The 13,292-nt window shown below is 63.8% G+C and carries 14 protein-coding genes; 5 read left to right on the forward strand and 9 right to left on the reverse strand.

Translation table 11 applies throughout. The features are described 5' to 3' along the window. Positions 1-131: 131 nt before the first annotated feature. From ROSMUC_RS07725 to ROSMUC_RS07740, 4 genes are read left to right on the forward strand one after another with little or no spacing between them, the layout of a single operon-like run. Positions 132-1,529, forward strand: coding sequence for a YcjX family GTP-binding protein (locus ROSMUC_RS07725; RefSeq protein ID WP_425442781.1), 1,398 nt, complete (start codon positions 132-134; stop codon positions 1,527-1,529). Further along, positions 1,526-1,972, forward strand: coding sequence for a GNAT family N-acetyltransferase (locus tag ROSMUC_RS07730; RefSeq protein WP_037271367.1), 447 nt, complete (start codon positions 1,526-1,528; stop codon positions 1,970-1,972). Before ROSMUC_RS07725 ends, ROSMUC_RS07730 begins: the two co-directional genes overlap by 4 nt. Continuing rightward, complete coding sequence (locus tag ROSMUC_RS07735) at positions 1,969-2,970, forward strand: YcjF family protein (RefSeq protein ID WP_102105896.1); 1,002 nt, start codon at positions 1,969-1,971, stop codon at positions 2,968-2,970. The genes ROSMUC_RS07730 and ROSMUC_RS07735 overlap by 4 nt, the downstream gene beginning before the upstream one ends. Before the next feature lie 3 nt (positions 2,971-2,973). Beyond that, positions 2,974-5,610, forward strand: a complete 2,637-nt coding sequence (locus ROSMUC_RS07740) for a DUF2339 domain-containing protein (RefSeq protein ID WP_037271369.1) — start codon at positions 2,974-2,976, stop codon at positions 5,608-5,610. Here the strand turns inward: ROSMUC_RS07740 and ROSMUC_RS07745 are convergent. The 8 genes from ROSMUC_RS07745 to ROSMUC_RS07780 form a co-directional block, all read right to left on the reverse strand. Continuing rightward, on the reverse strand, positions 5,607-6,194 hold the full coding sequence (locus tag ROSMUC_RS07745; RefSeq protein WP_037271372.1) for a nucleotidyltransferase family protein: 588 nt from the start codon (positions 6,192-6,194) through the stop codon (positions 5,607-5,609). The two genes, ROSMUC_RS07740 and ROSMUC_RS07745, sit on opposite strands and share 4 nt — an antisense overlap. Next, positions 6,194-7,000 (reverse strand): ABC transporter permease, encoded by an 807-nt coding sequence (locus ROSMUC_RS07750; RefSeq protein ID WP_037271375.1) that lies wholly within the window; start codon positions 6,998-7,000, stop codon positions 6,194-6,196. The genes ROSMUC_RS07745 and ROSMUC_RS07750 overlap by 1 nt, the downstream gene beginning before the upstream one ends. Then, positions 6,997-7,878 carry an ABC transporter permease gene (locus ROSMUC_RS07755; protein ID WP_037271378.1) on the reverse strand — a complete coding sequence of 294 codons (882 nt, stop codon included), beginning with the start codon at positions 7,876-7,878 and terminating at the stop codon, positions 6,997-6,999. Before ROSMUC_RS07755 ends, ROSMUC_RS07750 begins: the two co-directional genes overlap by 4 nt. 58 nt (positions 7,879-7,936) lie before the next feature. After that, positions 7,937-8,650 (reverse strand): transporter substrate-binding domain-containing protein, encoded by a 714-nt coding sequence (locus tag ROSMUC_RS07760; protein ID WP_037271381.1) that lies wholly within the window; start codon positions 8,648-8,650, stop codon positions 7,937-7,939. A 31-nt stretch (positions 8,651-8,681) separates the two neighbouring features. Further along, entirely contained in the window at positions 8,682-9,458 is a 777-nt protein-coding gene (locus tag ROSMUC_RS07765; RefSeq protein ID WP_037271384.1) for an ABC transporter ATP-binding protein, read from the reverse strand. Positions 9,459-9,580: 122 nt separating this feature from the next. Beyond that, positions 9,581-10,336: a phosphate/phosphite/phosphonate ABC transporter substrate-binding protein gene (locus tag ROSMUC_RS07770; RefSeq protein ID WP_037271387.1), complete on the reverse strand. Its 756-nt coding sequence runs from the start codon at positions 10,334-10,336 to the stop codon at positions 9,581-9,583. After that, a complete protein-coding gene (locus ROSMUC_RS07775) occupies positions 10,333-10,773 on the reverse strand; it encodes a tellurite resistance TerB family protein (RefSeq protein WP_037271390.1) in 441 nt (146 codons plus the stop codon). Before ROSMUC_RS07775 ends, ROSMUC_RS07770 begins: the two co-directional genes overlap by 4 nt. Positions 10,774-10,815: 42 nt before the next feature. Then, entirely contained in the window at positions 10,816-11,253 is a 438-nt protein-coding gene (locus ROSMUC_RS07780) for a tellurite resistance TerB family protein (protein ID WP_037271392.1), read from the reverse strand. 144 nt (positions 11,254-11,397) lie between these two features. Between ROSMUC_RS07780 and ROSMUC_RS07785 the strand changes: the two genes are divergently transcribed. After that, positions 11,398-11,973, forward strand: a complete 576-nt coding sequence (locus ROSMUC_RS07785) for a hypothetical protein (protein ID WP_245875141.1) — start codon at positions 11,398-11,400, stop codon at positions 11,971-11,973. A 9-nt stretch (positions 11,974-11,982) separates the two neighbouring features. Here the strand turns inward: ROSMUC_RS07785 and ROSMUC_RS07790 are convergent, their stop codons facing one another. Further along, positions 11,983-13,290 (reverse strand): HlyC/CorC family transporter, encoded by a 1,308-nt coding sequence (locus tag ROSMUC_RS07790; RefSeq protein WP_037271396.1) that lies wholly within the window; start codon positions 13,288-13,290, stop codon positions 11,983-11,985. Positions 13,291-13,292: the final 2 nt, after the last annotated feature.

A 13,292-nucleotide genomic window follows, 5' to 3' on the forward strand; every position in this document is an offset into this window, starting at 1 on the left:
CCGGCTTCTTCTTGGGTTGCATGCGCCGACTGTCTGGGGAACAGCGGGGAGCAATTGCCCCTAGCAACCCCTAAGGTGGGTCTCTATCTTGAGGCCAACGGGAAAAGGGGCGGTTCTTGGCAGTAGCAGGCATGGCAGAGGGCGTGGTGCGCGGCATCGAGGGCTTGGGCGACCTTGTGAGCCAAGCGTTCTTCGAGCCGGTGATCCGGGTCGGGGTGACGGGCCTTGCACGGGCGGGCAAGACGGTATTCATCACCTCACTCATCGCCAATCTGATGGACCGGGGGCGGATGCCGGGGCTTTTGGCGCAGGGCGACGGGCGGATTCTTGCGGCCTATCTGCAACCACAGCCCGATGTGACGCTGCCGCGCTTTGACTACGAGGCGCATTTGGCGGCCCTGACCGGCCCCACGCCGCATTGGCCCGAGAGCACGCGCACGGTGTCTGAATTGCGCCTGTCGTTGCGGGTTCGGCCCGCGGGGCTCTTGGCGGGGGTCGCAGGGCCGAGGGTGGTCCATCTCGATATCGTGGATTACCCGGGCGAATGGCTGCTTGATCTGGCGCTCATGGATAAGAGCTATGATCAATGGGCGTCCGAAGTTTTGGCACGGATTGCCCCGCGCCCCGAGGCGGCCGGGTATCTGGCACAGGTGGGCCAAGTGGATGTGGCGGCGCGACTGGACGAGCCGGAGGCGCAGGCGCTGGCGGCAGGGTTTACCGCCTATTTGCAGGCGGCGCGCGCCGCGGGATTCTATGATTGCACGCCGGGGCGTTTCATCCTGCCCGGTGATCTTGCGGGATCGCCGGTGGTGACATTCGCGCCGCTGCCAGAGGGCAAGGCGGGTCGCGGCAGCCTGCGCGCCGAGATGGCACGGCGCTATGACGCTTACAAGCGCGAGGTGGTCAAACCCTTCTTTCGCGACCATTTTGCCAAGATCGACCGACAGGTGGTTCTGGTTGATGCGCTCGATGCAATTCACAAGGGGCCGCAGGCGGTCGACGATATGCGCCGGGCCATGGCGGAAATTCTGGGCGCGTTCCGGCCCGGCCGCAATGCGTTCCTGACGCAATTGCTGCTTGGGCGGCGGGTGGAGCGTATCCTTTTTGCCGCGACCAAGGCGGACCATCTGCATCATGCGCAGCACGGGCGGTTGACGGGGATCATGTCCGCCCTCTTGCGCGAGGCGCGCGACCGGGCGGAATTTGCCGGGGCTAAGACAGAGGCAATGGCCCTGGCCGCGTTGCGCGCTACGGTCGAGGAACGGCTGAGCCACAACGGCGAGATGCTTGACTGTGTGCGCGGTCGATTACTCGACACGGGGCGACAGGCGGCGTTTTATGCGGGCGACCTGCCCGATGATCCGGGGCAACTGCTGGCCTCGGCGCGGTCGGGCGCGACCGAGTGGCTGGGTCAGGATTACCGGGTCATGCGCTTTGCGCCCGCGCCGCTCAACCTGCGCCCCGGTGAGGGGCCGCCGCATATCCGGCTGGACCGCGCCGCGCAATTCCTGATCGGGGATAGGCTATGAGAACGGCGCGCGGGCAGCTTTGGCATCTGCCGCAACTGGCTGTGATCCTGTGGGGGTTTACCCGTGCGACGCCATGGTTGCCGCAGGTGCGCAGTCATTGGGACGACCTTCGCGCGCTCGCCAAGGTGATCCGCTGGGGCTGGGTCAGGGTGATCCGCAAGCAGGGCCGCTTGGCCGGATTCGTGGTCCGCGACGGCGATATTCTGCATGCGCTCTACGTGCATCCGCTGCGGCAAGGACAGGGATTTGGCCGGGCGCTCTTGGCCGAGGCCAAGGCCGAAGCAGGTGTCTTGCGCCTCTGGGTGCTCGAGGCGAATGCAGCCGCGCGCGCGTTCTATGCGCGGCAAGGCTTTGTCGAGGCCGCGCGCAGTATGGGTCTGGGTAATGATGAGGGGTTGCCGGATATCTTGATGGTCTGGCGAGGCAAAGGAGAGAGCGCGTGAGCGGCAACAAGGCCAAGGGCCCGGTTCTGATCGAGATGGATGCGCAGGCCGCCGAGGGGCCAGACCGTGCGCCGCCGGTGCCCGATCTGATGGATCGGCCTGATGGGCGGGCCATGCGGGCGGTAATCACGCGCGGGGCGGCGGGGCCGTCATGGCTGGGGCGGCTTTTCTGGGGCTTGGCGCTTGGCTTGATGGGGGCGGCGGTTTCTGTCGCGGCATGGGATTTTGCGATGGGCTTGATCGCGCGTGTGCCGGTGCTGGGCTACGGCGTGGCAGCGATGGGCGCGGGCCTCTTGATTGTGGCGGCGATCATCGGGTTGCGCGAAGTGGCGGGATTTGCCCGATTGGGTCGGCTCGATACCCTGCGGCGCGAGGCCGTGGCCGCGCGTGCCACCGAAGATCTGGAGGCGGCACGTCGGGTGGTGGTGCGGCTGCGCACGCTTTACGCCAAGCGTCCCGAAACAGCCTGGGGGCTGGAACGGCTGGCAGAGCGACAGGCGGAGCAGTTTGACGCCGAGGCGCTGCTCGGATTGGCGGAAGTCGAGATTCTGGCCCCTCTCGATGCGCAGGCCCTGCGCGAAGTGGAGGTCGCGGCGCGGCAGGTGGCGATGGTCACGGCGCTGGTGCCGCTGGCCCTGGCCGATGTCGTGGGGGCGTTTGTCGCAAATCTGCGCATGATCCGGGCGGTGGCCGAGATCTATGGTGGGCGCGCCGGTGTCCTGGGCAGTTGGCGACTGGCTCGGGCGGTCATGGCCCATCTCCTGGCCACGGGGGCCGTGGCGGTGGGCGATGATATGATCAGCAGCATGGCCGGTGGCGGCGTGCTCTCCAAGGTGTCGCGTCGGTTCGGGGAAGGCGTGGTTAACGGCGCGCTGACGGCGCGGGTGGGGGTGGCCGCGATCGAGGTGTGCCGCCCGCTGCCGTTTCAGCGCGGACGCAGGCCCTCGGTGACAGGGGTGGTGCATCGGGCGTTGACCGGACTTTTCGGGCAGGGGTGATCCATGGATGCACTCGCCGTTCTTTTCGGGCTTGGATTACTCGCGCTCCTTGTGATCGGAGTGCCCTATCTCCTGATTTCGCATTTGCGTCTCAAGGCGCGGGTTGCGCGGCTTGAGGCGGGGCTGTCACAGGCGCGTCCCGAAGCGGTGGCAGAGGTTGCGCCCGTGGTCGAGGAACGGGCTGGTCCCTGGGCCGTTTCCCCGGTGGTTGCGCCTGAGGCGAGTCAAGACCTCGCACCGCCGCGCGCCTTTGTGCTGCGCGCCGACCGGATGTCGGCGCTGATGGCTTGGGTTCGCGGCAATTGGGCGTTGGCGGTGGCGGGCGTGTCGCTGGCCTTGGCTGGCGTTTTCATGGTGCAATACGGCGTCGAGCAAGGTCTGCTCACGCCGTTTTGGCGGGTGATCGGTGCGCTGGTGCTTGGGGCCACGTTGATCGCAGCGGGTGAGCGGCTGCGGCGGCGCTATGGCGATGAGGCGGCGGGCGCGGTCACCGGGTTGCCTTCGGTTTTGTCCGGTGCGGGGGTGATCGCGCTCTTTGCGGGTGTTCTGGCTGCGCGGGGACTCTATGATCTGATCGGGCCGGGTGTGGCATTGGCAGGCCTGGTGGGCGTTGGTGCGGCGGCTGTGATCCTTGGCTGGTTCCACGGGCCGGTTCTGACGGCGCTCGGTCTTATTGGCGCGGGGGTAGCCCCGTTCATGGTGGGCGGGCAGTCGGACACGCCCGGCGTCTTTTACGGGTATTTCGCGGTCTTGGCAGCGGTCGGGCTGGCGGTGGATGCCGCGCGGCGATGGGCCTGGATTTCGGTTCTGGCCTTGGCAATCAGTATCGGTGGCGCGACGCTGCTCTATTTGGCGCAGGCGGGCGCGCTGCTTTATCTTGCGTTTTGGGCGATGTTGGTGGTGTTGACGGTGCTGGTTCCCGAGGCGCGGTTGGTGCCGCAGCACGCGGGCAATTCGCTGTTGCGCCGGGTGCTGGCAGGGGGGAGCTATCCTGATTTTCCGGTGCGTCTTGTGTGGGGGGTGGTGGCTCTGGCGAGCCTTGCCGCTCTCTGGCTGGCACAGGAGGCGCGCGAGGCCCTGGTCGTCTGGGGCGCGCTGAGCCTGCTGGCGGGGATGCTGGCGGCGCTGATTCTCGGCACGCGACGGGCCGCGGCGCTGGAAGATGTGCCGGTGGTTCCGGCCGTGGCGACGCTTCTGCTGGTGGCGCTCGAAGGATTTGGACAGGGGCCGGTTTGGTCGGCGTTCATGGCCGGGGCCGAGCGATTACCCGAAGCCAAGATGCCGCTTGATGCGAGCGTGATCCTGACGGGCGGGGCGGTGGTCTCGATCCTTTGTGCGTTTCGAGCGCGTTATGCGGCGGGCGTGGTGCCGGTGATCCTCTGGAGCCTTAGCGCGGCGGTTATGGCACCGGGGCTTGCGCTGATCCTTGAGCTGTTCTGGACCCCCGCCGTGGTGCTCGGGGCCTATGCGTGGGCCTTGCAGGTGATGGCCTTGGCGGCGCTGATGGTGGTGTTTGCGGTGCGGTCGCGCGGGCCGGAGGGGGCAGTCGCTGCTCTGTTCGCGGCGGCGGCCTTGGTGCTGATCACGCTGGCGCTTTTTGTGGTACTGAGCAAGGCGGCGCTGACGCTGGCGCTTGGGCTGATGATTCTGAGCACGGCGGTGATTGACCGACGGTTCAATCTGCCACTGCTTGGGGGGCTGGCGCAGGTGGGCGTCGCGGTGATCGGCTATCGGCTGGTGATTGATCCGGGTCTGGACTGGGCGGTGCGCGAGGCGGGATGGGACGATGTGCTCCTGTCGCATCTGGGGCCGCTGGCCCTGCTGGCGGCGGCATGGGGCGTGATGGCGGCGCGCGCCGGGGGTGCCACTCGGGTGGTGATCGAAAGCGCCGTCTGGAGCATTACGGCGATCTTCCTCAGCGTCGTCTTGCAGCGATGGCTGGGCGGATCAGGGGCGATGGGGCATGCGGGGCTTGGTCTGACGGCGGTGGTGTGGCTTGCGTCCAGCATGGTGCAGCTCTGGCGGTTGCGCGCGGGTGGGCGCGTGGTGCGGTGGCTGCGGCTGGCGCTTGGCTCTGTCATGGGGGCGGTGGCGCTGGTGACGCTGGTGGCGCAGGCGGTGCTGACCAATCCGCTGGTGCCGCTGCTCTGGCGCAAGGAGTTTGTGAGCGGGCCTCTGATCCTCGACACATTGGCTGCGGCCTATCTGCCAGTGGCGCTGGTCTTTGCACTGGCGGCATGGAAACTGGATCACCTGCGGCGTTTGCCTCGGCTGGCGTTTGCTGTGGCGGGGGCGGGGTATGGGGCATGGTATCTCGCGCTCGAAATTCGGCGGCTTTGGCAGGGGGATGACCTGAGCGTGCCGGGGGTGAGCGACGGCGAGCTATACAGCTATACGGTTGCGCTTATTCTGGTCTCGGTCATGTTGTTGGGCTTGGCATTGGTGCGACGGTCCGAGACCTTGCGCCGGGTGGCAATGGCCGGGGTGGCGCTGACCGTGGCCAAGGTGTTTCTGGTTGATATGGCCGGGCTGTCGGGGCTGGTGCGGGTGGCGTCCTTCCTCGGCTTGGGGCTGTCGCTGGCGGGGCTTGCCTGGCTCAACCGGCGCATTGCCGAGCATATGGGGCGCGATCCGGGCTAGTGTTGCGCGGCGCGCCACGCCGCCCAAGCCTCGGGCGTGTCGAGGTCGGTTGTTGCATGTCGATCGGGAAGCGTCACGGGCGTCACGGGGTGTTTGCGCAAGAGGTCGCGCGCACCGGTGTCGCCGGTGATGCGGGTTAACTCAGTTAACCGGCGGGCCGGCAGGATGACCGGGTGGCCGGGCGTGCCATGCGCGTCGCAGGCGCGAAAGATGGTTTCACAATCGTTGGCTTGCAGCATGAGGCTCATGTCGCTCGCGGTCAGGTCCGGCAGGTCGGGAAGGAGTATCATAAGGGCAGCCACCTCTTGCGCTATGGCCCACTCGGCCCCCGCACGCAGCGAGGCGGACATGCCGGTCGCGGCGTCGGGCACGGCCAAAAGGGTGACACGCAGCCCGTCCAGAGCGGCGCGGCGGGTGCCGGACTCAGGCGGCAGGGTCACCGCTATGGGGCAGCCGGTGGCAAGGGCAAGGGTCACGCGGTCGCGCAAGAGCGGCTGACCGCGCACCGTTTCCAAGAGTTTGTCTCTGCCCCGCATTCGCGACGAGGCCCCGGCTGCGGGGATAAGAATCGCCACGCTGCCCATCAGCGGATCAGGTTCATCCGCAAGTTGAGCTTGCGTCGGTATTCCTGCGGCAGATGGCGGTTGAGGTGGCGGTTGATCAGGCCAAAGACGCTGATCACCACCAGTGTGAGCAGGATGAAATAGCCCGCAAGGATCGGGTAGGGCACGAAGGGGTTAAAGGTCTTGTCCGCGAAATACTTGGCATAATACAGCGCATCGCCGCGCTGTTGCCAGACCGGAAAGCCCGAGAAAAAGACCAATGTCGTGGCGTGAAAGAGAAAGATCGCCTCATTCGTATAAGCAGGCCATGCGAGCCGCAGCATGGTGGGCCAGATGATCCGGCGAAAGCGTGGCCAACCGGAAAACCCATAGGCATCCGCCGCCTCAACATCCCCTTTGGGGATAGAGCGCAGCGCGCCATAGAAAATCTCGCCGGAATAGGCGGCGGTGTTGAGGAAAAGCACGATCAGGGCACCGAGCCAAGCCGAGGTCAGGATATCAAAGAAGGGGGAGACCGATTTGAGCGATAGAAAGAAGAAATAGGCAAAGAAGAACTGGATAAAGAGCGGCGAGCCGCGAAAGACAAAGATGAACCATTCCGAAAGTTTGCGGATCACGCGGTTGCGAGAGCCTTTGCCAAGCGCCACGGCGGTGGCGAGGACGAAACCGCTGACAAGGGCGAAAAGCCCGAAATAGATATTCCAGATCAGGCCAGAGCCGATCAGCGTGACTTGTTCACAGAGAGTGAAATCGCTCTGCGGCAAGAGGCGTTCGCCGATGCCGATGGCGCGCAGCCCATAGGCCTGAATGGTCTCAAGACAGCTCATGCCGCTTTCCTTTGCGCTTCGCCGCCGGTCGTGGCCTGCCCTAGTGTAAGACGCTGCATGAGGCGTTCCAGCACCACCTCTGATACGCGCGTGAATCCGAGATAGAACACCATCAGCCCCAGAAAATACCACATCCGCCAGTCGCCATGCGGATAGTCGGTAAAGCGCGGATTGGCGGTGGCGCCAAGCTCGCGTGCCCAATAGACGATATCTTCGACCCCGAGCAGAAAGAGCAACGGCGTCGCCTTGATCAGCACCATCCAGAGATTGCCAAGACCGGGCAGGGCGTAAACCCACATCTGCGGCACCATGATCCGCCAGAAGGCCTGACGACGGGTCATGCCATAGGCCTCTGCGGTTTCCATCTGGGCACGGGGCACCGCGCGCATGGCCCCAAAGAGCACATTTGCGGCAAAGGCCCCGAAGACAATGGCAAAGGTCAGCACTGCAAGGGTGAAGCCGTAGGTTTCATGCACCCATTGTGGGGCAGAACCGAGCGGCAGTTTCGCGGCCTGACAGACCACGAAATCGTTGCCCTGACGGATCGGTTGATCCCAATCTGGGCACAGGATCTGATGCCGCGTCCATTCAAATGCCTGATCGAGTGCGATGACGAAAAAGAGGAAGAACGCGATGTCGGGCACGCCGCGCACGACGGCAATATAGGCCTTGCCGAACCAGCGCAGGGGGGCCAGATGCGCCCGCGCGGCCATTGCCCCGCCAAAGCCAAAGGCAAGCGCTGCCGGCGCGGTGATCGCCAGCAGCAACAGCACCGTGCCAACTGCATAGTAGAGTTGCAGGTGCTTGGCCGTGGTGAGATAGCATGTGATCCATGCTAGCCCGTCAAGGCTGGCTGGATCGGAGCAAAAGGCAAACATCGCAAAGAGCCTTGTTGGAGGGGGCGGGGCCGCATTGGACCCCGCCTGTCGGCCAACCTCAGAAGGTCAGGCCGATTTCCCATTTCTCGATCAGGGCGTTCAGGCTGCCATCGTCCTTCATCGACTGGATGGCGGCATCAAACTTGGCCTTGAGTTCGGCGTCGCTCTCGCGCAGGCCAAGGCCGATACCGCCGCCGATCATCACCAACTCTTCCAGAAGTTCCAGCCCTGCGTCCTCTTCAGCCACGGGCAGAAGGAAGGCACGGTCCGCCAGCACGGCGTCCGCTTCGCCATTGCGGACGGCGGCGATGGATTCCTCGGGTGTTGCATACTCGACCAGCGTCGCCCCGCTGCTGGCCACGTAGGAGGCTTGGATCGTGCCCGACTGCGCGGCAATCACGCCGGATTTCACATCGACATCCGCCGAGGGGGCAAGATAGGCCGAGGGGTCGGGCAGGGTATAGTTCTGTGTGAAATCAATCACTTGATCGCGCTCGTCGGTGATTGACATGCCTGCAATGATCACGTCATAGTTCCCGGATACAAGGTTCGGGATGATGCTGTCCCAATCATTCGTGACCCATTCGCAGGTCAGTTCGGCGCGCTTGCAAAGCTCATCGCCCAACTCGCGCTCGAACCCGTCAACCTCGCCTTTGTCGTTGATGAAGTTGTACGGAGGATAGGCACCTTCGGTGCCAAGCCGCACGGTGTCGGCCATGGCAAAGCCTGTGGTGAGGGCCAGAGCAGCGGTGGTGAGTAGCAGTTTCTTCATGATTTTCTCCCTTTTGAGTGGTGGTCTTGCCTCAGCCGCCGCTGGTGGAGCTGAGGAATTGTTGCAGGCGTGTCGATTTCGGCGCGCCAAAGAGTGTATCGGGCGGGCCCTGTTCCTCGATCAGCCCTTGGTGCAGGAACACGACATGGTCGCTGACATCGGCGGCCATTTTCATGTCATGGGTGACGATCATCATGGTGCGGCCTTCGTTGGCCAGATCCTTGATGACACGGATTACCTCTTGTTCCAGTTCTGGATCGAGCGCGGAGGTGGGTTCGTCAAACAAGAGCGCCTCGGGTTCCATACAGAGGGCGCGGGCGATGGCCGCGCGTTGTTGCTGGCCGCCGGACAACTGGGCGGGGTAGACATCGCATTTGTCGCCAATACCCACCTTATCGAGATATTTGCGTGCGGCCTCTGCGACCTCGTGCCGGTCGCGGCCAAGCACGGTCACGGGGGCCTCCATCACGTTTTGCAGGATCGTGAGATGCGCCCAGAGATTGAATTGCTGAAACACCATGCTGAGGTTGGTACGAATGCGCAGCACCTGTTTGGGATCAGCCGGATGGCGCGCCAAGCCTGTGCCTTTCCACTGAACCGGCTCGCCCTTGAAGAGGATGTCGCCCTGCTGGCTGTCCTCAAGCAGATTGGCACAGCGCAGGATGGTCGATTTTCCCGAGCCCGAAGAGCCGATCAGCGAGACCACATCGCCACGATGGGCGGCAATATCGACCCCCTTGATCACCTCAAGCGCGCCATACGCCTTGTGCAGGTTGCGGATCTCGATAACCGGGGGCGTGTCGGACAAGGGCAGCTTCCGTTTCGGTGAGTTTTGACGGCTTTGTGACAATAGGGCCGAAAAATTGGCACGATGCAACTTGCAAAACGGGCGATTGAGGGGCTGTTTGTGCGAATTGACGTGCCGTCAGCTCAATTCGGAGGCGCAGGCAAAGGCGGCGGCGCGGGATTGGGCAGGGCCAGATAATCTGTCGCGGTGATATAGGTCACTCCCTTTAGCCCAAGGGTTGCACGCGTGTCTGAGGGGAGCGCGTGGATTACATGCGCCACCGCGGCGCGCATCGTGTCTGCATCGCGCCCAAGGGCGGTGATATAGGGCAGGGCTGGCGTGGGATCGGTACGGGCCAGTACGCGCAGCCCTGCCGTGAACGGGTCATGCGTCTGCATCAGATGCCAACTGAGCACGTCGAGCGCCGCAATATCGGCGCGCCCCTCGGCCACGGTCAAGGCAGAGGCCCGGTGCGCGCCGGTGTGGATGGGGTTGGTGAAGGCAAAGCCACGCGCGGCGGCCCAGTTCTGCGGCGCAGCCCAACCCGATTGCGACAGGGCATCGTTATAGGCCAGGCGCGCGGTGGCAAACTCTTGCGGGTCAGTGCGGGGATCATCGGCGCGGGCGACAAAGACGCTATAGTAAAACCCCGGTGGACAGCCGGGTAAGTCCAGTACTGGGCTGCCCACCAGCGTCACGCGGCCGTGCAGTCGCGCGCGGTATGGATAGCCGCAGGTTTGCGAGAGCAGGAGATCGGGGCTGAGCCAATGATCCCAGAGATCGCCATCGCGGGTCAGGCGCTCCGGACCTGTGCCCAAGGCGTCGCGAATTCCCTGCCAGAGGGCATCATTGGCCACCGCGGTCTCGGGGCGGTCATACATCGGCAGGCTGGCGATCATCCCTGACCCATAATGCGTTGACGGGCGCGGGCACTGTCCTGATCGGTGATGCCTAAAAGGCTGGCCACCAAGCGCAACAGAGCGTCTTCATCCGCCTCTCGCACCCCGTCGGCCAAGGCCACCTGCCACAGCGCCTCGATCACGCCTAAACGATCCTCATGCGGCACGGCGTCCTTGATGGCGCGGGTAAAGCGGACGGTGTCGGGGGCCTCGCTCTCGAGCGTTTCGGCCTGTTGGCGCAGGGCCTCTGCCTCGGTTTGGGGCAGGTTGTAACGGGCTGAGATGATGCGCGTGATGCGAATGATCTCGGCCGCAGCGTAATCTCCATCGGTGCGCGCGACGCGAACGAGGAGGGCACAGAGCGCCAGACGGGCATCACCGCCGGTCAGGGGCTCGGGGGCTGGTTGGATCAGCCGTTTCAGGAAATCTGCAAACATGGCTCTGGTATAGGATGCCCTGCGCGGCGCGCCAATGGGGAATCACTGGGCCTCGGCCAAGGCGCGCGCGGCATCGCTATCGGCATGGCTCAGTCCCATCGCCTCGCGCGCGGCGTCAATCACGTGCAATTCCTCTGGTTGGCTCGTGCCGTCAGACAACACCACCTCCCACAGAGCCTCGAGCGCAGCGAGGCGAGCCTCAAGGCTGACGGTCTCGCGGATGATGTGGCCAAAGCGGTCGGTATCAGGGGCGGCATGCTCGATCCGCTCTGAGAGGGCGCGCATCTTGGCCGCCTCAACTGGGCCAAGCCCGTAGATCCGCGCCAAAAGACGGTCAATTCGCTTGATCTCGGCAAGGTCGTAATGATGGTCGGATTTCGCTACGCGTACCATCAAGGCGGCCAAGGCCAGCTTGTCATCCGGCTCTGGCAGGGGACCGGGCTTTGATGCGGAAAAGACATTCAGAAAACGGTTGAGCATAGGCTCAGCGTAGTCGCCAACGCTTCGTGCCCCAAGCAAAACTTTCGTGTTTGCCCAATTGGCGTCACAGTTGTTCCGCACAAAACGCACTTTCGACGCTCACATACAGGGCATTGTTTTTTCGCTATAGTCACGGAGCCGATGATGCCGCATGCCAGTCCGTTTGATTGGTCCGCAAGCCCTGTTGCCCAGCAGATCGAGTATTTGCGCAGCCTTTCACCCGAGGCGTTTCATCGTGCGCTTGTCGCGTACGACTGGGCGCTGGCGCCCGAGCCGGTTTTAGGCTGGGCCATGGCGCAGCGCGGTATTGATTTGTGCACGGCGCTTGGTGTGTTTTTCAACGGCGATCCCGGGCGGTTCAACTATATGCCCAAGGCGCATGTTCCAGAGGCTTATCGCGGTGTGGCGCGGGTGCTGGACAATATCTGTTTGCGGGTCAACAGCGGCTTTTACCTGATCTATCCCGGCAAGACCCCGTGCTGTCAGGCGCGTCTGTCGGCGTGGCTCGGTTTTCAGCAGGCGGATCGCGCCGAAGGGCGGCGGGGTCGCTGGATGCTGGACGAGCGGATTCTGGCACCGATGCTGGAGGATGATCTGCGCCTTCCGCGCGATCCGTCCGCCAAGGACAAGCCGCGTCAGAGCCTGTGGCGCGACTTGTTGAGCCCCATCATCGGTCTGGGGGTGGATCGCGACGTTCTCAAGTATAAGGAACCGCGTTGACCGAGGCTCTCAGAGCTTGCGCACCTTGAGGCGTGTGATGCGATTATCCTTGCGGGCCATGACCTGAAACCGGAAGCCGTGAAAGATGAAGACCTGATCGACCTTCGGGATCATCTGGGCCTCATGGATCACCAAGCCCGCCACGGTATTTGCGGCCTCGTCGGGCAGGTTCCAGTCATTGGCACGGTTGAGGTCGCGGATGGTCATGGCGCCATCGACGAGAAACTGATTATCCTCGGTCCGGCGCACGGGATGTTCGGCATCGGGGTCGAATTCATCGGTGATCTCGCCGACGATCTCTTCGAGGATATCCTCCAGCGTTATCAGGCCCTGAAGTGTGCCGTATTCGTCGACCACCATGGCGAAATGGCTGCGCATACGCAGGAACTGCCGCATCTGGTCATCCAGCGTGGTGGTTTCGGGCACGAAATAGGGTTTGCGCGCGATGCTGCACACGTCGAAATTCTTGAGCGCCGCCGCCCCGTCCTGCGATTCCGTCACCAGTTTGTGCATGGCGCGCAAGAGGTCCTTGGCGTGGACGACGCCAATGATGTTGTCGGGATCGTCGCGATAGAGTGGCAGGCGTGTGTGATTGCTCTTGAGGCATTGATCGAGGATTGCGTCGGGGTCTGCCTCGGCGTCGATCATTTCGATCCGCGAGCGATGCAGCATGATTTCCTCGACTGCGCGTTCGCCCAGGTCAAGCGCGCCCAGGATCCGGTCGCGGTCTTCCTTTTCCACCACGCCTTCGGATTGCCCCAGATAGAGCGCGCCCGCGATTTCTTCGCGCACCGCAAGAATGTGGCTGTCGGGATCGGTCTGCACGCCAAAAAGCGCCAGTACCCGGCGTACAAACCAGCGCACGGCGGTGACGATGGGGGAAAAGACCTTGATCACCCAGACGATCAGCGGCGCCGTGCGGGCTGCGGCGGCCTCGGCATTGGTGATCGCGTAGGTTTTGGGCAGAACCTCGGCAAAAACCAGCACCAGCAGGGTCATCACGAGGGTGGCCAGCGCCACACCGCCTTCGCCAAAGAGGCGGGTGAAGAGGGCGGTCGCCAGCGAGGCCGCGAGAATATTCACCATGTTATTGCCGAGCAGGACCGATCCGATCAGACGCTCGTTGTCTTCGGTGATCTTGAGAGCGGTTTCCGCTCCGCGAGAGCCCTTTTCAGCCTGCGCGCGCAGTTTTCCGCGTGAGGCGGCTGTGAGGGCGGTTTCGCTGCCTGAGAAATAGGCGGACATCACCAGAAGCAGCACGATCGCGCCACTTGTGATCCAGAATGTAAGGTCGGTTGCGCTTGACGCGGCTTCCATCT

Source organism: Roseovarius mucosus DSM 17069 (assembly GCF_000768555.3).
GTDB classification, from domain to species: domain Bacteria; phylum Pseudomonadota; class Alphaproteobacteria; order Rhodobacterales; family Rhodobacteraceae; genus Roseovarius; species Roseovarius mucosus.